Origin of the sequence: Pseudomonas sp. BNK-30, from assembly GCF_047456185.1 — a bacterium.
GTDB classification, from domain to species: Bacteria; Pseudomonadota; Gammaproteobacteria; order Pseudomonadales; family Pseudomonadaceae; genus Aquipseudomonas; species Aquipseudomonas putida_E.
Window position 1 is genome coordinate 3827373 of record NZ_CP179904.1, and the last position, 19000, is coordinate 3846372.

The 19000-nt window shown below is 62.8% G+C and carries 15 protein-coding genes and 1 pseudogene; 14 read left to right on the forward strand and 2 right to left on the reverse strand.

All coding sequences use genetic code 11. The annotated features are described in order from the left end of the window. Window positions 1–47: 47 nt before the first annotated feature. Window positions 48–572 carry a hypothetical protein gene (locus tag ACMGGN_RS17805; protein WP_174142264.1) on the reverse strand — a complete coding sequence of 175 codons (525 nt, stop codon included), beginning with the start codon at window positions 570–572 and terminating at the stop codon, window positions 48–50. Window positions 573–913: 341 nt separating this feature from the next. On the opposite strand from ACMGGN_RS17805, the gene ACMGGN_RS17810 reads away from it, so the two are divergent. The 14 genes and pseudogenes from ACMGGN_RS17810 to ACMGGN_RS17875 all read left to right on the forward strand — a co-directional run bounded on the left by ACMGGN_RS17810 (window position 914) and on the right by ACMGGN_RS17875 (window position 18631). Beyond that, window positions 914–2230 (forward strand): nucleotide sugar dehydrogenase, encoded by a 1317-nt coding sequence (locus tag ACMGGN_RS17810; protein ID WP_125923860.1) that lies wholly within the window; start codon window positions 914–916, stop codon window positions 2228–2230. A 67-nt stretch (window positions 2231–2297) separates the two neighbouring features. Then, the gene (gene alg8, locus ACMGGN_RS17815) at window positions 2298–3779 is read left to right on the forward strand and encodes a mannuronan synthase (RefSeq protein WP_174142263.1); all 1482 of its coding nucleotides are present in this window, start codon (window positions 2298–2300) and stop codon (window positions 3777–3779) included. A gap of 37 nt (window positions 3780–3816) precedes the next feature. Beyond that, entirely contained in the window at window positions 3817–4983 is a 1167-nt protein-coding gene (locus ACMGGN_RS17820) for a PilZ domain-containing protein (RefSeq protein ID WP_115273617.1), read from the forward strand. Between the two features lie 12 nt (window positions 4984–4995). Beyond that, complete coding sequence (gene algK, locus ACMGGN_RS17825; RefSeq protein WP_414156158.1) at window positions 4996–6417, forward strand: alginate biosynthesis TPR repeat lipoprotein AlgK; 1422 nt, start codon at window positions 4996–4998, stop codon at window positions 6415–6417. Further along, window positions 6414–7892 (forward strand): alginate export family protein, encoded by a 1479-nt coding sequence (locus tag ACMGGN_RS17830; protein WP_115273615.1) that lies wholly within the window; start codon window positions 6414–6416, stop codon window positions 7890–7892. Before algK ends, ACMGGN_RS17830 begins: the two co-directional genes overlap by 4 nt. 19 nt (window positions 7893–7911) lie before the next feature. Then, complete coding sequence (algG, locus tag ACMGGN_RS17835; RefSeq protein WP_046784815.1) at window positions 7912–9471, forward strand: mannuronan 5-epimerase AlgG; 1560 nt, start codon at window positions 7912–7914, stop codon at window positions 9469–9471. A gap of 13 nt (window positions 9472–9484) precedes the next feature. Continuing rightward, window positions 9485–10924, forward strand: a complete 1440-nt coding sequence (locus ACMGGN_RS17840; RefSeq protein ID WP_046784814.1) for an alginate O-acetyltransferase — start codon at window positions 9485–9487, stop codon at window positions 10922–10924. Window positions 10925–10931: 7 nt separating this feature from the next. After that, a pseudogene (locus ACMGGN_RS17845) lies at window positions 10932–12034 on the forward strand (mannuronate-specific alginate lyase). A gap of 215 nt (window positions 12035–12249) precedes the next feature. Continuing rightward, window positions 12250–13710, forward strand: coding sequence for an MBOAT family O-acyltransferase (locus ACMGGN_RS17850; protein WP_012312809.1), 1461 nt, complete (start codon window positions 12250–12252; stop codon window positions 13708–13710). An 11-nt stretch (window positions 13711–13721) separates the two neighbouring features. Next, the gene (locus ACMGGN_RS17855; protein ID WP_174142261.1) at window positions 13722–14879 is read left to right on the forward strand and encodes an alginate O-acetyltransferase; all 1158 of its coding nucleotides are present in this window, start codon (window positions 13722–13724) and stop codon (window positions 14877–14879) included. A gap of 21 nt (window positions 14880–14900) precedes the next feature. Continuing rightward, a complete protein-coding gene (locus ACMGGN_RS17860) occupies window positions 14901–15548 on the forward strand; it encodes an alginate O-acetyltransferase AlgF (RefSeq protein ID WP_115273612.1) in 648 nt (215 codons plus the stop codon). A gap of 37 nt (window positions 15549–15585) precedes the next feature. Continuing rightward, window positions 15586–17040 carry a mannose-1-phosphate guanylyltransferase/mannose-6-phosphate isomerase gene (locus ACMGGN_RS17865; RefSeq protein ID WP_046784811.1) on the forward strand — a complete coding sequence of 485 codons (1455 nt, stop codon included), beginning with the start codon at window positions 15586–15588 and terminating at the stop codon, window positions 17038–17040. Window positions 17041–17192: 152 nt separating this feature from the next. Then, window positions 17193–17657 (forward strand): hypothetical protein, encoded by a 465-nt coding sequence (locus ACMGGN_RS17870; protein WP_046784810.1) that lies wholly within the window; start codon window positions 17193–17195, stop codon window positions 17655–17657. 149 nt (window positions 17658–17806) lie between these two features. Then, window positions 17807–18631 (forward strand): SDR family oxidoreductase, encoded by an 825-nt coding sequence (locus ACMGGN_RS17875; protein WP_281870332.1) that lies wholly within the window; start codon window positions 17807–17809, stop codon window positions 18629–18631. On the opposite strand, the gene ACMGGN_RS17880 is transcribed toward ACMGGN_RS17875, so the two are convergent. After that, on the reverse strand, window positions 18581–18991 hold the full coding sequence (locus ACMGGN_RS17880) for an SDR family NAD(P)-dependent oxidoreductase (RefSeq protein ID WP_115273611.1): 411 nt from the start codon (window positions 18989–18991) through the stop codon (window positions 18581–18583). The genes ACMGGN_RS17875 and ACMGGN_RS17880 overlap by 51 nt on opposite strands. Window positions 18992–19000: the final 9 nt, after the last annotated feature.

Sequence of the window (19000 nt, forward strand, 5' to 3'; positions counted from 1 at the left end):
TCTCTTCCATGTGATTAAGGATGAGACGCCCCTGATGGCCAGTGGCCTCAGGCTGCCCAAGACGCTCCGTCGTTCATGGACAGCTCCGAATAGGGGCGTCCAAGGGTGTTAACGACCAGCCCCGGAAAAACCTTAGCTTTCGCATGGCTTTGAATATTTCTGAATGTGAACCCGCACCACACTGAAGCAGGGATCACGCAGCCACCATGCCAACAAACCAGCGCCAAAAAATCGGCATACGAGCTGTTATCGCAAACCGTCATAAGCCCATTCGTAGTTTTTTGACGAATTTTGAAAAAAATTTTTCGGTGCTGGCACAAAAATATCTCACCCGGATTTCGCCCTTTATATACAGGGGTGCGCCTAAGGCGTGCTATCAGTTTGAAAGTATTCGCCACTGAAGAATTATTTAGAAATCTTTCATCGAGGCGAAACCCACCCAGGAACTTCTTCTGTGACGCATCGCTCATAGTGCCGTAACGAATTTCATGCCTGTGCGGTGTGAGAGATGACTTACAGATGACAAGCAGCCGCGAACCAATAGCGGCTCCGAAACTTTTAACAGATGCCACGGGTACTCCCGTAGGCCCTGCCCAGCAGGAGAGACGCGCCCCTAAAGAATCGTCCTAGTGGTTGATTTCAAAGGATTTTTCCACTTGAAAGAACAAGCACAGCAACGCGCCAAGTAGCGCTTTGCAATAAAGACGGCTGCATTTCAGGGCACGCCTATTAATTACTGGCCTTTGACTGCCAACTTTGAGTGCACAACGTTGTGCGCTCCGGATTTATTCATGCCTGCGCTCGGTGAAGTGTGCATTCGCCATGGGATCCGTGCGCCCTAAAACTGTTGTTAATCAACCCGGTCCGGCTCTTCCCGGAAGAGCTGGCGTGATAAACACATGAGGTGATAGCGATGCGTATCAGCATCTTTGGTTTGGGTTATGTGGGTGCGGTCTGTGCAGGTTGCCTGACGGCGCGAGGCCATGACGTGATTGGTGTGGACGTGTCCAGCACCAAGATCGACCTGATCAACCAGGGCAAGTCGCCCATCGTCGAACCTGGCCTGGAAGCACTGCTGCAGCAGGGCATCGCCAACGGCCGCCTGCGTGGCACCACCGACTTCGCCGAGGCCATCCGCGCCAGCGACGTGTCGATGATCTGCGTCGGTACCCCAAGCAAGAAAAATGGCGACCTGGGCCTGGAATACATCGAGTCGGTCTGCCGCGAAATCGGCTACGTCCTGCGTGACACCACTCGCCGCCACACCATCGTGGTGCGCAGCACCGTGCTGCCAGGCACGGTCAAGAACGTGGTCATCCCGATTCTCGAAGACTGCTCGGGCAAGAAAGCCGGCGTCGACTTCGGCGTCGCGGTCAACCCCGAGTTCCTGCGTGAAAGCACCGCGATCAAGGATTATGACCACCCACCGATGACTGTCATCGGCGAACTGGACAGCGCCAGCGGCGACGTCCTGCAAAGCCTGTACGAAGAACTCGATGCACCGGTCATCCGCAAGCCGATCGAAGTCGCCGAGATGATCAAGTACACCTGCAACGTCTGGCACGCCACCAAGGTCACCTTCGCCAACGAAATCGGCAACATCGCCAAGGCGGTCGGCGTCGATGGCCGCGACGTGATGGACGTGGTCTGCCAGGACAAGGTGCTGAACCTGTCGCAGTACTACATGCGCCCTGGCTTCGCCTTCGGCGGCTCGTGCCTGCCCAAGGACGTGCGCGCCCTCACCTACCGTGCCGCCAGCCTCGACGTACGGGCGCCACTGCTCGACTCGCTGATGCGCAGCAACGAATCGCAGGTGCAGAACGCCTTCGAACTGATCGAAGCCCACGACAAGCGCAAGGTCGCCTTGCTGGGCCTGAGCTTCAAGGCCGGTACCGACGACCTGCGTGAAAGCCCGCTGGTGGAGTTGGCCGAGCGCCTGATCGGCAAAGGCTACCAACTGGACATCTACGACGAGAACGTCGAGTACGCCCGTGTTCACGGCGCGAACAAAGAGTACATCGAGTCGAAGATCCCGCACGTCTCGTCGCTGCTCAACGCCAACTTCCAGAAGGTCATCGACAACGCCGACATCATCGTCCTGGGCAACCGTGACGAGCAGTTCCGCGCCCTGGCCGAACAAGCGCCAGAAGGCAAGCAAGTGATCGACCTGGTCGGTTTCATGAACAAACCGACCTGCAACACCAGCCGTACCGAAGGCATCTGCTGGTAAGCCAGCAGCCAGGCAGCGCAGGCCTCCTGCGCTGCCCTTTTCCCAGAATTCTCGACGGATGCTGAACATGCAAAGGCTACAGACAGTGCTGCTGCAGTGCGCCGGTTGGCTGCTCTACATGAGCCTGCTCATGTTGATCGCCCTGGCCTTGCCGGCCGAAATCTTCGACTCACAGTCCAAGCACTTCATCTTCCTGGTCGGCGCAGTCGGCATCTGGCGCTACTCCATGGGCGCCACCCATTTCATTCGCGGCATGATCTTCCTTTACGGCGTGTACCCCTACCTGCGCCGCAAGGTGCAGAAGATGGGCAGCGCGGCCGACCCGTCGCACGTGTACCTGATGGTCACCAGCTTTCGCATCGAAGCGTTGACCACTGCCCAGGTGTACAGCTCAGTGATCCGTGAAGCGATCGATTGCGGCTTCCCCACCACCGTGGTCTGTTCGCTGGTGGAAATGTCCGATGAACTGCTGGTAAAGAGCCTGTGGGCCAAATACAACCCGCCCGCCCACGTGAAGCTGGACATCGTGCGCATCGCCGGGACCGGCAAGCGTGATGGCCTGGCGTACGGCTTTCGCGCCATCTCGCGGATGCTGCCGGATGAGAACGCCGTTGTCGCGGTGATCGACGGCGATACCGTGCTGGCCGAAGGCGTGGTTCGCAAGACCGTACCGTGGTTCAAGCTGTACCCGAACGTCGGTGGCCTGACCACCAACGAGTTCTGCGAAGTGCGCGGTGGCTACATCATGAGCGAGTGGCACAAGCTGCGCTTCGCCCAGCGCCACATCAACATGTGCTCGATGGCCCTGAGCAAGCGCGTGCTGACCATGACCGGGCGCATGTCGATGTTCCGTGCCAGCGTTGTGACCAACCCCGAGTTCATCGCCGACGTCGAAAGCGACTCGCTGATGCACTGGCGCCTGGGCCGCTTCAAGTTCCTCACCGGGGACGACAAGTCCAGCTGGTTCAGCCTGATGCGCCTTGGCTACGACACCTTCTACGTGCCGGACGCCGCCATCAACACGGTCGAGCACCCGCCGGAGAAGAGCTTCCTCAAGGCCAGCCGCAAACTGATGTACCGCTGGTACGGCAACAACCTGCGGCAGAACTCCCGCGCGCTGGGCTTGGGCATGCGCCGCCTGGGGCTGTTCACCAGCATCGTGCTGTTCGATCAGCGCGTGTCGATGTGGACCAGCCTCTTGGGCCTGACCGTGGCCGTGATCGCCAGCCTCAAGTTCGGCCTCGGCTTCCTGCTGGTGTACCTGCTGTGGATCGGCATCACCCGCCTGATCCTCACCATCATGCTGCTGTGCTCGGGGCACAACGTCGGCCCGGCCTATCCGCTGATCCTCTATTACAACCAGATCGTCGGCGCACTGATGAAGATCTACGTGTTCTTCCGCCTCGACAAGCAGTCCTGGACCCGTCAACCGACTGCCCTGAAACGCGACCTCGCCAGTTTTCAACAATGGTTCAACACCTGGTCCTCGCGGACCATGACCTTCTCGGCTGCCAGCATCTTCGTCGCTGTGCTGTTCATGGTCGTGTGAGCCCAACCCGGATCGGAACTAACAGGAACAAACCACCATGAATACCGCCGTGAACGTCAATGTCGTGCATGAGTCCGAAGCCCAGCGCCAGCACGCCCGGGTGCGCATCCCGGCCAAGCTGCGCTACCTGGATGGCGAACGCCAGACCCATGAGGTGAAGGTCGAAGACCTGTCCGCAGGCGGCTTGAGCTTTTACGCCAAGCAGCCGCTGCAGGTCGGCCAGGTACTGCGCGGGCGCTTGCAGTTCGTGGTCGACAACCTGGGCCTGTCGATGGACATCGAGTTTCAGGTGCGCTCCTGCAACCCGAGCGATGGCCGTACCGGTGCGCAGTTCCAGAACCTCGAACCCCGCGACATCGCCACCCTGCGCCACATCATCACCAGCCACCTTTCGGGTGAACTGATCAGCGTCGGCGACGTGCTCAGCACCCTGCAGCGCGACAACTTCACCAAGGCGCGCAAACAGAAGGACGGCGGCTCCGGACTGTCCGCTTTCGGCCGCCTCAAGGCAGTGACCGTGACCCTCGGGGTGTTCGTCGTTGGTGTGGCCGCCTTCGGCTTCGTCGCCAAATCGCTGTACGGCATGTACTTCGTCAGCCACGCCGAAGCCGGCGTGGTCGCAGTGCCGACCACCAACATCACCATGCCGCGTGACGGCACCGTCAACAGCCTGGTCGAGCCCGGTGGCATGGTGGTCAAGGGCGCGCCGCTGGCAAGCTTCAGCACCAGCATGCTGGACATGCTCAAAGGCCACCTGGACGACTCGCAGCTGGAACCGGCCAAGGTCGAGGAACTGTTCGGCAAGCAACTCTCCGGCACCCTCACCAGCCCCTGCGATTGCGTAGTCGCCCGCCAGCTGGTGGACGATGGCCAGTACGCCGCCAAGGGCCAGCCGATCTTCCAACTGGTCCCGCGTACCAGCAACCCGATGGTCGAGGCACGCTTCAGCTACCGCCAGTTCGACGAAGTCAAGCCAGGTACCCGCGTCAACTTCCAGGTGGCGGGCGAAACCGAAGTGCGCACCGGCCAGATCGTCAGCAGCGCCAGCCTCGACAGCGAAAACCTGGCGTCCGACATCCGCGTGCAGATCAAACCAGACGGCGGCCTGCCTGCCGAGCTGGCCGGGCGCCCGGCATCGGTCAGCAGCGACCGTGGCCCTTCGCTCAACTGGCTGATCGACAAAGCCGTGGCCCGTGGGCTGTAAGAGGATCAAACGATGATTCCCCACAAGAAAAGCGCAAGCCTGGGCCTCTGTGCCCTGGCCGCGGCGATCGCCCTGGCAGGCTGTGCGGGCCTGCCTGACCAGCGCCTGGCCAACGAAGCCCTCAAGCGCGGTGACACCGCGCTGGCCGAGCGCAACTACAAGGCCCTGGCTGACCTGGGCTACAGCGACGCACAAGTAGGCCTGGCCGACATCAAGGTCGCTACCCGCGATCCCTCGCAGCTCAAGGAAGCTGAGGCCACTTATCGCGCTGCGGCGGCTACCTCGCCACGCGCCCAGGCACGCCTCGGCCGCCTGCTGGTGGCCAAGCCCGACAGCACCCAGGCCGAACGCGAAGAAGCTCAGACCCTGCTCAAGCTCGCCGCCAAGCAGGGCCAAGGCAATACCCTGATCCCGCTGGCGATGCTCTACCTGACCTACCCGCAGAGTTTCCCCAACATCAATGCACAGCAGCAGATCGACCAGTGGCGCGCTGCCGGTAACCCGGAAGCGGGCCTGGCCCAGGTGCTGCTGTATCGCACCCAGGGCACCTACGACCAGCACCTGGGTGAAGTCGAGAAGATCTGCAAGGCGGCGCTGAACACCAACGACATCTGCTACGTCGAGCTGGCCACCGTGTACCAGAAACGCGGCCAGGCCGACCAGCAAGCCGCCCTGCTCGGCCAGCTCAAATCCGCTTATGCCCGCGGTGCGGTGCCTGCCACTCGGGTCGACAGCGTTGCCCGTGTACTGGCGGACCGTAGCCTGGGCCAGACCGACGAAAAAACCGCCAAAGCGCTGCTGGAGCAGGTCGCCCCGGCCAATCCGGCTTCCTGGGTGAGCCTGGCGCAACTGGTCTACGACTTCCCGGAACTGGGCGACACCGACCAGCTGATGGCCTACATCGACAAGGGCCGCGAAGCCGAACAGCCGCGTGCCGAACTGCTGCTGGGCCGCCTGTACTACGAAGGCAAGACCTTGCCCGCCGATGCCGAAAAGGCCGAACACCACCTGCAGGCAGCTGCCGAGGCCGGCGAAGTCAGCGCCCACTACTACCTCGGCCAGCTGTATCGCCGTGGCTACCTGGGCAACGTCGAGCCGCAAAAGGCCGTCGATCACCTGCTCAGCGCAGCCCGCGGCGGCCAGAACAGTGCCGACTATGCCCTTGCCCAGCTGTTCAGCGAAGGCCATGGCATTCGCCCACAACCGGGCAACGCCTGGGTATTCGCCCAGCTTTCGCAAGCCAATCCGACGCCGCAGTCCACCGAGCTGCTGCAGCAACTCGACCAGCAGCTCACGCCTGACCAGCGCAGCCAGGCACAAAGCCTGCTGACGCAGGAAAAGCAGGCTCGCGGCAGCATGGCCCAAGGCGGCACCCTGGCCCTCGAGGCCCTGCAAGACGACGAAAAAGAAGTAGACGGTGAGGACTCGCTATGACGCTCAATCCCTTCGTGAAAGCCGGCATCGGCCTGAGCTTCGCCCTGCTGTGGTCCTGCCCGACCCTGGCCGACATGACCGCCCAGAAAAACTTCGGCCTGGATGTGAAGATCACCGGCCAGTCGGAAGACGATCGCGACCTGGGCACCCGCTCCGGCGGTGACGTCAACGGCCTGGGCCTTGACCTGCGCCCTTGGGTATACGGCGAGCGCGGCAACTGGAGTGCCTTCGCCATGGGCCAGGCCGTTGCTGCCACAGACACCATCGAAACCGACACCCTGCGCCAGAACGATGACGGCACCACCACCGACACCGGTGACGACAGCCGCCAACCCGACAAAAGCTACCTGGCCATGCGCGAGTTCTGGGTCGGCTACAGCGGCCTCACGGCTTACCCGGGCGAGCAGCTGCGCCTTGGTCGCCAACGCCTGCGCAGCGACGACGGCATGTGGCGCGACACCAACATCGAAGCGTTGAACTGGACCTTCGACACCACCTTGCTCAAGGCTGACCTGGGTGTGGCCCAACGCTTCAGCGAATACCGCACCGACCTGACCGAGCTGGCCCCGGAAGACGAAGACCGTACGCACATCTACGGTAACGTCGCCACGCAGTGGACACCCGGCCACTGGGTCGGCCTGCGCGCCCACCACACCCATGACAGCGGCAGCCTGAAAAGCCCGGGCGAAACCATCGACGCACTGGACAAGACTCGCACCGGCGACCTCACCTGGCTGGGCCTGGAAGCCAACAGCGACGCCTACAACTGGCGCAACGACCACACCGTCAACTACTGGGGCAGCCTGACTTGGCTGACCGGTGATCGCGACAAGCTCAACAGCCAGCTGGTCGGTGACGACCAGGTCGTCGTCGGCAAGCAGAGCGGCGACGTCAACGCCTGGGCCACCGACCTGGGCATCCGCCTGCGCCTGGACCCGAACTGGCAGGTCGGCGCGGCCTATGCCCGCGGCAGCGGCGGTGGTGGCGACGACGGTTCGAGCAACTTCGAGCAGACCGGCCTTGAGAGCAACCGCTCCAACTTCACCGGCACCCGTTCGCGCGTGCACCGCTTCGGCGAGGCCTTCCGCGGCGAGCTGGGCAACCTGCAGGCGGCCACCCTGTTCGCCTCCTGGCAACTGCGCGAGGACTACGACGCCAGCTTCATCTACCACAAGTTCTGGCGTGTCGATGGTTCGCAGAACATCGGCTCCAGCGGCATCAACGCTGCAGTCAACGACAACGGCGTGAGCCGCCCGCTGGTCAACGGCGAGAAAGACCTGGGCCAGGAAATGGACGTGGTCGTCACCAAGTACTTCAAGCAGGGCCTGCTGCCTGCTTCGATGAGCCAGGCGATCGACGAGCCGTCCGCGCTGGTGCGCCTGCGCGCCGGTGTGTTCAAGCCCGGCGATGCCTATGGCAAGGAAGCGGACTCCTACATGCACCGCGCCTTCGTCGACGTGATCTGGCGCTTCTAAGGCCGGTAGAGGACCTGCAATGAACCTTCACCCGCACTTACGTCACAGCCTTCTGGCCAGCGCTCTGCTGCTGGCCTCAGGGCTGGCCGTCGCCGCAGAACCTGCGGTGATCGCCAAGGAACTGCAGCATGCCAAGACCTACACCGTGTCCAGCGCACCGACCGAGCCGTTGCACATGGACCCGCCCAAGCTGCCCGATCTGAGCGGTTACACCGCCGCCGCTGTGCAGAAAAAGATCGACCGCAGCCACAAGGGCAAGGTCAGCGTGCGCCGCATGCTGCAGGAAGAATCGCTCAAGGAATTCATCGGCGGCGACAACAAGGCTGCCGAGTGGGTACAACGCCAGCACGGCATCCCCCAGGCAATCTTCGTCGATGACGGCCATGTCGACCTGGTCGAACTGAGCAAGAAGGTGCCCAAGCAGTACCTCAGCGAAGTCGAGCCAGGTGTTTACCTGGCGCGCCTGCCGATCGTGGTCGGGCACAAGGGCATCCTCGAGATCGACGGCAAGGTCAAGCAACTGCGCCTGTCCCAGGAGGGCGGCGCGTTCCTGGTCAATGACGGCAAACTGTTCGTCAGCGACACCCAGGTCACTGGCTGGCGCGAGAAGGACAACGGCCCGGCGACCTTCCGCTCGCCCAATGAATTCCGCCCGTTCCTGCTGTCGTGGGGCGGCACCGAGACGTACATCGTCAACACCAAGATGGCCAGTTTTGGCTACGCCAAGTCCAAGTCGTACGGTGTGAGCATCTCGCAGTACACCCCGAACATGGCCAAGCGCATGGGCCGCCCGGAGCCCACCGGCTGGATCATCGGCTCGGAATTCAGTGACATGTGGTACGGGTTCTACTGCTACGAGACCCAGGACTTCGTGGTCAAGGACAGCACCTACCGCGACAACATCGTCTACGGCATCGACCCGCACGACCGTTCGCACCGCCTGATCATCGCCGGCAACACGGTGTATGGCACCAAGAAAAAGCACGGGATCATCGTCTCGCGTGAGGTCAACGACAGCTGGATCATCAACAACAAGAGCTACGACAACAAGCTCTCGGGCGTGGTGATCGACCGTAACAGCGTCAACAACCTGATCGCCTACAACGAAATTTACCGTAACCACACCGACGGCATCACTTTGTACGAAAGCGGTGACAACCTGATCTGGGGCAACAAGCTGATCAGCAACCGTCGCCACGGCATCCGCGTGCGCAACAGCGTCAACATCCGCCTGTACGAGAACGTCGCCATGGCCAATGGCCTGGTTGGCGTGTACGGGCACATCAAGGACCTGTCCGACACCGACCGTGACATCGCCCTCGACCCGTTCGACACCAAGGTCTCGCTGATCGTGGTCGGCGGTGAGCTGGCGGCCAACGGCTCGGGGCCTCTTTCGATCGATTCGCCGCTGTCGGTGGAGCTGTACAAAGTCTCCATGCTCGCCCCGCGCAAATCCAACGGCATCAGCCTCAACGGCATCCTGGGCGAGCGCCAGGACGAAATCCTCGACCTGCTGGTGCGCCAGCAGAAGGCCGTGCTGATCGACCCGGTCGAACGCCAGACCGAAATGATCGATTAAGGAAGCCCAGACCATGACCCCACACTTGATGAAACTGCTGGGCCTGTCCGCCGCCCTCCTGGCCATCAGCCAGGGTGTGCGCGCCGACGAGGTCAAGGCGCCGACCTTCACTGCCGAGCCTTGCTGCCAGCTGTGCCCCGAAGCACACGACGCCAGCCGCTACACCACACGCTACCAGCAGAACTTCACCACGCTGGTACAGGCCAAGGGTGACTGGCTGTTCCGTACCCGCGAAGACCTGCGTACCGAGTTCAGCACCACACCGGCAGGCTACAAACGCCTGCAGCAAGTGCACGACGCGTTCAAGAAGCGGGGCGTGGAACTGGTGGTGGTGTACCAGCCCACCCGGGGCCTGGTGAACCGCAACATGCTCAACCCGGCCGAGAAAGCCGCCTTCGATTACCAGAAGGCCCTGGGCAACTACCAGGCCATGCTCAAGCGCTTCGCCGGCATGGGCTACAACGTGCCGGACCTGTCGCCGCTGACCAACGAACAGTTGGCGGCCGCCGAGCAGGGCAAGGACTTCTACTTCCGTGGTGACCAGCACTGGACGCCTTACGGCGCCGAACGTGCAGCCAGGATCGTGGCCGACACCGTACACAAGATGCCGGCCTTCGAAGGTATCCCGCGCAAGGAATTCGAGACCCACAAGTCCGGGCGCATGGGCAAGACCGGCACCCTGCACAACGTTGCCGGGCAGCTGTGCGGCACCAGCTACGCCGTGCAGTACATGGACCAGTTCGCCACCGAACCGAAAGGCGCCAGCGGCGGCGACGATCTGTTCGGCGACAGCGGTAACGCCCAGATCACCCTGGTCGGCACCAGCCACAGCGGCAAGAACTACAACTTCTCGGGCTTCCTCGAGCAGTACATCGGCGCCGACGTGCTCAACGTCGCCTTCCCTGGCGGCGGCCTGGAAGGCTCGATGATCGAGTACCTGGGCAGCGAGGAATTCCAGAACAATCCACCGAAGATCCTCATCTGGGAATTCTCGCCGCTGTATCGCCTGGACCAGGAAACCATCTGGCGGCAGATCCTCGCTCTGCTCGACGATGGCTGTGACGCGCGCCCGGCACTGATGAGCGCCAGCAGCACCCTCAAGCCCGGCAAGAACGAGCTGATGGTCAACGGCAAGGGCGGCGTGATCAAGGACCTGGTCAACCGCAACCTGCAGATGGACATCAAGTTCGAAGACCCTTCGGTCAAGGTGCTGCAAGCCACCCTCTGGTACCTCAACGGGCGCCACGAGGACATCAAGATCGAGAAGCCGGAAACCTCCGACACCAATGGCCGCTTCGTCTTCCAGATGCGTGAAGACGAGGACTGGGCCAGCCAGAACCTGCTGGCCCTGGAAGTCCAGGGGCCGGAAAACGGTACCCAGAAGGTCGAGGCCAAGCTCTGCAAACGCAACAACTACGCCGTGCCCGCGCAAACCGCGCAGGCCGGCCAGTGAGGCGACCATGACTGCATTCAAGCGAATCTTCAGCCCCGCCCTGCTCGTTCTGGCCCTGTACGGAGGTGCCGCGCATGCCGCGCTGGTCCCCCCCAGGGTTATTACGAGGGGATTGAAAAAATCAAGACCAGCGACGGCAACTTCCGCTGCGAATCTGCGCCCAAACCTTTCACCGGCGCGCTGCAATTTCGCAGCAAGTACGAAGGCTCGGACAAGGCTCGGGCGACCCTGAACCGGGACTCGGAACAAGCCTTCCGCGACTCCACCAAAGACATCACCACCCTTGAGCGTGGTGTCGCCAAGATGGTCAACCAGTACATGCGTGACGGCCGCCCGGCACAACTGGACTGCACCCTGACCTGGCTGGGCACCTGGGCGCGCGCCGATGCGCTGATGTCCACCAACTACAACCACACCGGCAAGTCCATGCGCAAATGGGCGCTGGGCAGCATGAGCGGCTCGTGGCTGCGCCTGAAGTTCTCCAATTCGCAGCCACTGGCAGCACACCAGGCCGAGGCCGAGCTGATCGAGAAGTGGTTCGCCCGCCTCGCCGAGCAGACCGTGCGCGACTGGAGCAACCTGCCGCTGGAGAAGATCAACAACCACAGCTACTGGGCGGCCTGGTCGGTGATGGCCACCGCCGTGGCCACCGACCGCCGTGACCTGTTCGACTGGGCGGTGAAGGAATACAAGGTCGGCGCCAACCAGATCGACGACCAAGGCTTCCTGCCCAACGAAATCAAGCGCAAGCAGCGTGCCCTGGCTTACCACAACTACGCCCTGCCGCCACTGGCGATGATCGCAAGCTTTGCCAAGGCCAATGGCGTGGACCTGCGCAGCGAAAACAACTTTGCCCTGCAGCGCCTGGGTGAAGGCGTGCTGTACGGCGCCCGCGACCCGCGCCACTTCGCCGAGCGCGCGGGTGAGAAACAGGACATGAAGGACCTCAAGGTCGACGGCAAGTACGCCTGGCTCGAGCCTTGGTGCGCGCTGTACCAGTGCATGGGCGACACGCTTGAGCGCAAACACCGGATGCAGCCGTTCGACAGCTTCCGCCTGGGCGGCAACCTGACCCGGGTCTATGACCCGAGCGCGCAATCCAAGAAATGAGCGTTGCCTGAATGGGGGCCGCTTTGCGGCCCATCGCGACGCAAGGCCGCTCCTGCAAGGACGGCGCTGAATCTGTAGGAGCGGCCTCGCGTCGCGAAACGAGGGCCAAGCCCTCGCCAGCGGTATTGAAGCAACAAAGGTTTCCTCCAGTTTCTCACTGGGGGGTTTGGGGGGCGCTTTGCCCTGGATGCTGTGAACAATTTAGGAGAACCGGGATGGTCTTCTCGTCCAACGTGTTCCTGTTCCTGTTCTTGCCGATATTCCTCGGCCTGTACTACCTGAGCGGGCAACGCTATCGCAACCTGCTGCTGCTGGTCGCCAGCTACATCTTCTACGCCTGGTGGCGGGTGGACTTCCTCGCCCTGTTCGCCGGTGTCACCCTGTGGAACTACTGGATCGGCCTGAAAGTCGGCGCCGCTGGCGTGCGCACCAAGCCTGCACAGCGCTGGCTGTTGCTGGGCGTAGGCGTGGACCTGGCGATCCTCGGCTACTTCAAGTACGCCAATTTCGGCGTCGACAGCCTCAACGCGATCATCAGCTCGTTCGGCCTTGAGCCCTTCATCCTCACCCACGTGCTGTTGCCGATCGGTATCTCGTTCTACATCTTCGAGTCGATCAGCTACATCATCGATGTGTACCGCGGCGACACCCCGGCCACCCGCAACCTGATCGACTTCGCAGCGTTCGTGGCGATCTTCCCGCACCTGATCGCCGGCCCGGTGCTGCGCTTCAAGGACCTGGTCGACCAGTTCAACAACCGCACCCACACCCTGGACAAGTTCTCCGAAGGCTGCACCCGCTTCATGCAGGGCTTCATCAAGAAAGTGTTCATCGCCGACACCCTGGCGGTGGTCGCCGACCATTGCTTCGCCCTGCAGAACCCGACCACCGGTGACGCCTGGCTCGGTGCGCTGGCCTACACCGCGCAGCTGTACTTCGACTTCTCCGGCTACAGCGACATGGCCATCGGCCTGGGGCTGATGATGGGCTTCCGCTTCATGGAGAACTTCAAGCAGCCTTACATCAGCCAGTCGATCACCGAGTTCTGGCGCCGCTGGCACATCAGCCTGTCGACCTGGCTGCGCGACTACCTGTACATCACTCTGGGCGGCAACCGCAAAGGCACCTTCAACACCTACCGCAACCTGTTCCTGACCATGCTGCTGGGCGGGCTGTGGCACGGCGCCAACTTCACCTACATCATCTGGGGCGCCTGGCACGGCATGTGGCTGGCAATCGAGCGCGCACTGGGCCTGGACACCAACCCGCAGCGCTTCAACCCGGTCAAGTGGGCGTTCACCTTCCTGCTGGTGGTGGTCGGCTGGGTGATCTTCCGCGCCGAAAACCTGGAAGTGGCCGGCCGCATGTACGGCGCCATGTTCAGCTTCGGCGAGTGGCAGCTGTCCGAACTCAACCGCGCCCAGCTCACCGGGCTTCAGGTGGCGACGCTGGTCATCGCCTACATCACCCTGGCGTTCTTCGGCCTGCGTGACTTCTACCGCAATGCCACCCCGCCGGCAGCCATGCGCACCCCGGCGCAGGTCAATGCCGACGGCTCGCTTGGCCTGGACTGGACCCGGGTGATGACCCGCGCCCTGATCCTGCTGCTGTTCGTGGCCTCGATCCTCAAGCTTTCGGCGCAGAGCTACTCGCCGTTCCTTTACTTCCAGTTCTGAGGTTGATGACCATGACCCGGACATTACGCATCACCTATTCCCTGTCGTTCATCGGCCTGCTGGTAGGCATGGGCGCCTGGTCCACCGGTGGCCTGCAAAGCTTCCAGCGCACCGAACAGATGACCGTGCTCAACGGCAAGCTGGCCAAGGCCGCCGAGACGCACTACGACGACGAGTTCCCGATCAAGCGCCTGGGCACCAACCTCTGGGCCGCGCTGGATTACAAGCTGTTCAACGAAGGCCGCCCAGGCGTGGTGCTGGGCCGTGACCAGTGGCTGTTCAGCGACGAAGAGTTCAAACCGACTGCCGGTGCCGACCAGCTCATGCAGGAAAACCTGGCGCTGATCCGCGGTGTGCGCGACACCCTGCAACAGCACGGCAGCCAGCTGGTGCTGGCGATCGTGCCGGCCAAGGCGCGGGTCTACTCGGAGTATGTGGGCAAGGAGGCGCCAGCCAGCCTGCATGACGACCTGTACAACCAGTTCCATGCCCAGGTCCGTCAGGCCAACGTGTTCGCCCCTGACCTGATGGCCCCGATGGAACAGGCCAAGGCCCGCGGCCAGGTCTTCCTGCGCACCGATACCCACTGGACGCCGATGGGCGCTGAAGTCGCCGCACAGGCTGTGGCCGAGGCGGTCGGGCGCCAGAGCCTGCTCAATGGCGCCCCCCAGACGTTCATCACCGAGACCGGCAACACCGCCCCGTACAAGGGCGACCTGACCAACTTCCTGCCACTGGACCCGCTGTTCAGCAACCTCTTGCCCAGCCCGGACACCCTGCAGCAACGCAGCACGCGCCCGGTCGAGGCCGAAGGTGATGCGGGCGATGCCCTGTTCGCCGACAGCCAGATCCCGGTCGCCCTGGTCGGCACCAGCTACAGCGCCAACCCGCACTGGAACTTCCTCGGCGCGCTGCAGCAGGCCCTGCGCAGCGACGTCGCCAACTATGCCGAAGACGGCCACGGCCCCCTGCTGCCAATGCTCAAGTACCTGCAAAGCGATGCTTTCAAGAACGCCGCGCCACAGGTTGTGGTGTGGGAATTCCCCGAACGTTATCTGCCAATGAAAAACGACCTCAGCAGCTTCGATCCACAGTGGATCGCGCAACTGAAGAACACCCGCAAATCCGAAGAAAACCTGGCCCTGTCGTCCAACCGGACGGACCACTGATAGATAGAGAGGAACACGCACATGACTACCAAGACTTCCATTGCCAAAGCCCTCACCCTCGCAGCAGGCCTGTCGTTGGCTTCGATGCAGGCATTCGCCGGCGCCGACGCTGCCCTGTATGGCCCGACCGCACCGAAAGGCTCGACCTTCGTGCGCCTGTACAACGCCTCCCCTGCACCGGCTGCCGCCAGCGTCGGCAACACCCAGATCAAACAGGTCGGCGCCCAGGCCAGCAGCGACTTCAGCTTCCTCCCGGGCGGTGACTACACCGCGCAGGTCGCCGGCAAGAGTGTCCCGGTCAAGCTCGCCGCAGACAAGTACTACACCCTGGTCAACAACGGCAGCGGCAACCCGCAGCTGATCGAAGAACCGCCTTTCAAGAACAAGCAGAAAGCCCTGGTGCGTGTACAGAACCTGAGCGATCAGGCGCTGGCCCTGAAGACCGCTGACGGCAAGACCGAGGTGGTTACTCCGGTGGCTGCCAAAGGCCGTGGCGAGCGTGAGATCAACCCGGTCAAGGTGAACCTGGCCCTGTTTGCAGGAGACAAGAAAGTCAGCGACGTCAAACCCGTCGCCCTGGAGCGCGGCGAAGCCGCCGTGCTGTACGTCACCGGCTCGGGCAGCAGCCTGTCGCCAGTCTGGGTCACCCGCCCAGTGTCCACCAACTGATCCTCTGCCTCTTTAACGACCTTATTGGAGAAACAACATGATCCCGGTAATTCTTTCTGGTGGTAGCGGTTCGCGTCTGTGGCCTTTGTCGCGCAAGCAGTTCCCCAAGCAGTTCCTCGCCCTGACCGGTGAGCACACGCTGTTCCAGCAAACCCTCGAGCGCCTGGTGTTCGAAGGCATGGACGCCCCGATCGTGGTCTGCAACAAGGACCACAAGTTCATCGTCCAGGAACAGCTCGCGGCGCTGAAACTGCAAACCCAGGGCATCCTGATGGAACCCTTCGGCCGCAACACGGCCCCTGCGGTGGCCATGGCCGCCATGAAGCTGGTCAACGAGGGGCGCGATGACTTGATGCTGGTGCTGCCGGCCGACCACGTGATCGACGACCAGAAGGCCCTGCAACGTGCCCTGGCCCTGGCCACCGTGGCCGCCGAGCGTGGCGAGATGGTGCTGTTCGGCGTCCCGGCGACCAAGCCCGAGACCGGCTATGGCTACATCCGCTCCAGCCAGGACGCCCTGCTGCCCGAAGGTGTGGCCCGGGTGGCGCAGTTCGTCGAAAAACCCGACGAAAAACGCGCCGCCGAATTCGTTCAGTCCGGTGGCTACTTCTGGAACAGCGGCATGTTCCTGTTCCGCGCCAGCCGCTTCCTTGAAGAGCTGAAAAAGCACGAGCCCGACATCTATGACACTTGCGTGCTGGCCCTGGAGCGCAGCGACGAAACAGATGATGTGCTGAGCATCGACGAAGCGACCTTCGCCTGCTGCCCGGACAACTCCATCGACTACGCGGTGATGGAAAAGACCCAGCGCGCCTGCGTAGTGCCGATGTCGGCTGGCTGGAGCGACGTCGGTTGCTGGTCGTCGCTGTGGGAAGTGCATGACAAGGACGCCAATGGCAACGTCACCAAGGGTGATGTGGTGGTGCAGGACAGCCGCAACTGCATGATCCATGGCAATGGCAAGCTGGTGTCGGTGATCGGCCTGGAAAACATCGTCGTGGTCGAGACCAAGGACGCGATGATGATTGCCCACAAGGACAAGGTCCAGGGCGTCAAGCAGATGGTCAAGACCCTCGACGAGCAAGGCCGCAGCGAAACCCAGAACCACCTTGAGGTGTACCGCCCGTGGGGCTCTTACGATTCGGTGGACATGGGCGGCCGCTTCCAGGTCAAGCACATCACCGTCAAGCCGGGCGCCAGCCTGTCGCTGCAGATGCACCACCACCGTGCCGAGCACTGGATCGTGGTATCGGGCACCGCCGAGGTGACGTGCGATGAAAACGTGTTCCTGCTCACCGAAAACCAGTCGACCTATATCCCGATCGCCTCGGTCCACCGCCTGCGCAACCCGGGCAAGATCCCGCTGGAGATCATCGAAGTGCAGTCCGGCAGCTACCTGGGCGAAGATGATATCGAGCGCTTCGAGGATGTGTATGGGCGCACGGCAACTCCCGTCGAACGTGGCGTATCGGTGAAGACCATCGCGCAGTAAGCTACGAGCTGCAAGCTACAAGCACAGCGGGTCGGCGGTGTACCTACAGATGTGGGGCCACCGCCGACCCGCTTTTCTCTTGCAGCTTGCCGCTTGCAGCTTGCAGCTGGCCGCTCCAAGATGTCCGAAGACTCGAACGGGAATCGGACCACATGATCATCGGCGCCTTCCTCATCCTCACCTGGCTGGTACTGCTGCTGCGTTACCCGGCCAAGGCCCTGCCGATCTCGCTGGCCGCTGTCTGCGGCCTCGGGCTGGTCGCGCTGTTCGTCGTCTGGCAGGACACACGCGAAGCTTCGCAACTGGCTCGGCTTGACCTGCGCCTGACCTATGCCCCGGATCAATGCCCCGCCGACCGTGCCTTGAAGGTACACATGAAAAACGGCAACAAGGCTCCGCTGACAGAACTGCGCTGGCGGGTCGGTGCCTATGCCCCGGGCGATACCATCAACCTGGCCGAAAACACCTACAGCGCACCGCGCTATCGTGGGCCGGGCGAACTGCAGCCTGGGGCAGAATGGACCGATTGCCTGCCACTGCCGCCACTGCGCGCCGGCTACCGGCCGCAGACACTGGAGTTTCGTGCCGAGCATCTACAGGGTACATTCGCCAACTGATACGGTGCCTGCTCTGGCCCTATCGCCGGCAAGCCGGCTCCCACAGGTTCACCGCTGCCCGCAGATTCGGGGTACTTCTGGGAGCTGCCTTGCCGGCGATAGGGCCAGCCCAGCCTATACATAACTTACTTTGAGCACAGGCCTGCCCAATGCCCACCGTCCTGATCACCGGTTGTTCCAGCGGCATCGGCCGCGCCCTGGCCGAAGCCTTTCGCGATGCCGGCCACGACGTTTGGGCCACCGCCCGTAAAGCCGAAGACGTCGAACACCTGGCCGGCGCCGGCTTCACCGCCCGGCAGCTTGACGTCAACGACGCCGAGGGCCTGAAGCACCTGGCCGAGGAGCTGGAAGCACGCCACGGCCGGCTCGACATCCTGGTCAACAACGCAGGTTACGGTGCCATGGGCCCCCTGCTCGATGGCGGCGTGGACGCCCTGCGCCAACAGTTCGAAACCAATGTGTTCGCCGTGATCGGTGTAACCGGTGCACTGTTCCCGCTGCTGCGCCGTGCGCGTGGGCTGGTGGTCAACATCGGCAGTGTATCGGGCGTACTGGTCACGCCGTTCGCCGGCGCCTACTGCGCCTCCAAGGCTGCCGTGCACGCACTGAGCGACGCCCTGCGCCTGGAGCTGGCGCCTTTCGGCATTCAGGTGATGGAAGTGCAACCGGGGGCGATCGCCTCACAATTCGCCAGCAATGCCCAGCGCCAAGCCGATCAGGTGGTAGCGGCGCAGTCGCCGTGGTGGCCGCTGCGCGAGCATATCCAGGCGCGGGCCCGCGCCTCGCAAGACCGGCCCACATCCGCGGCGCAATTTGCCCAAGGGCTGCTGGTGGCCACGCGCAAATCGCCTGTGCCAGCGGTGGTGCGGCTGGGCAATGGCAGTACGGCGTTGCCGCTACTGGCACGCTGGCTGCCACGCCGGTTACTGGACTGGGTACTGCGCAAACGCTTCGGGCTGCTGCGACCGCTCTGATTCACCGCCCAGGTGGATCACCTGCCCCCATTTGCGCTCGGCCATGCCGCGGGCGTAATGACGCTGCAGGCGCCGGGCAACGTCCCGCGTGCCGTTGTTGACCAGGATATCGGTGTGCGGCACCTGCTGGAGCAAGGCCTGCACACCCTGTTCGGTGCCCAGGTCAGCGGCAACGCCAATGATCCGTGCCTTGGGCAAGCGCTCACGTACCGCTCTCAGCGCAGCATCGACCAACGCCTGGGTGCGGTCGTTGAGCACGACTTCGGCGCCGGCGGCGGCTAGGTCTATGGCGGTAGACAGGCCCTGCCCTGCCATGGAACCACTGATGAGTGCGCGCTTTCCATTGAGGGAGAGGTGCATGGCTGCCTC

Bases quoted from the DNA above. Each gene is read 5' to 3' on its own strand.
- ACMGGN_RS17840 (WP_046784814.1), top strand. From the start codon at position 9,485: ATGACCCCACACTTGATGAAACTGCTGGGCCTGTCCGCCGCCCTCCTG.
- ACMGGN_RS17830 (WP_115273615.1), top strand. From the start codon at position 6,414: ATGACGCTCAATCCCTTCGTGAAAGCCGGCATCGGCCTGAGCTTCGCC.
- alg8 (WP_174142263.1), top strand. From the start codon at position 2,298: ATGCAAAGGCTACAGACAGTGCTGCTGCAGTGCGCCGGTTGGCTGCTC.
- ACMGGN_RS17810 (WP_125923860.1), top strand. From the start codon at position 914: ATGCGTATCAGCATCTTTGGTTTGGGTTATGTGGGTGCGGTCTGTGCA.
- ACMGGN_RS17860 (WP_115273612.1), top strand. From the start codon at position 14,901: ATGACTACCAAGACTTCCATTGCCAAAGCCCTCACCCTCGCAGCAGGC.
- ACMGGN_RS17820 (WP_115273617.1), top strand. From the start codon at position 3,817: ATGAATACCGCCGTGAACGTCAATGTCGTGCATGAGTCCGAAGCCCAG.
- ACMGGN_RS17880 (WP_115273611.1), bottom strand. From the start codon at position 18,991: ATGCACCTCTCCCTCAATGGAAAGCGCGCACTCATCAGTGGTTCCATG.
- ACMGGN_RS17865 (WP_046784811.1), top strand. From the start codon at position 15,586: ATGATCCCGGTAATTCTTTCTGGTGGTAGCGGTTCGCGTCTGTGGCCT.
- ACMGGN_RS17875 (WP_281870332.1), top strand. From the start codon at position 17,807: ATGCCCACCGTCCTGATCACCGGTTGTTCCAGCGGCATCGGCCGCGCC.
- ACMGGN_RS17855 (WP_174142261.1), top strand. From the start codon at position 13,722: ATGACCCGGACATTACGCATCACCTATTCCCTGTCGTTCATCGGCCTG.
- ACMGGN_RS17870 (WP_046784810.1), top strand. From the start codon at position 17,193: ATGATCATCGGCGCCTTCCTCATCCTCACCTGGCTGGTACTGCTGCTG.
- ACMGGN_RS17850 (WP_012312809.1), top strand. From the start codon at position 12,250: ATGGTCTTCTCGTCCAACGTGTTCCTGTTCCTGTTCTTGCCGATATTC.
- algG (WP_046784815.1), top strand. From the start codon at position 7,912: ATGAACCTTCACCCGCACTTACGTCACAGCCTTCTGGCCAGCGCTCTG.
- algK (WP_414156158.1), top strand. From the start codon at position 4,996: ATGATTCCCCACAAGAAAAGCGCAAGCCTGGGCCTCTGTGCCCTGGCC.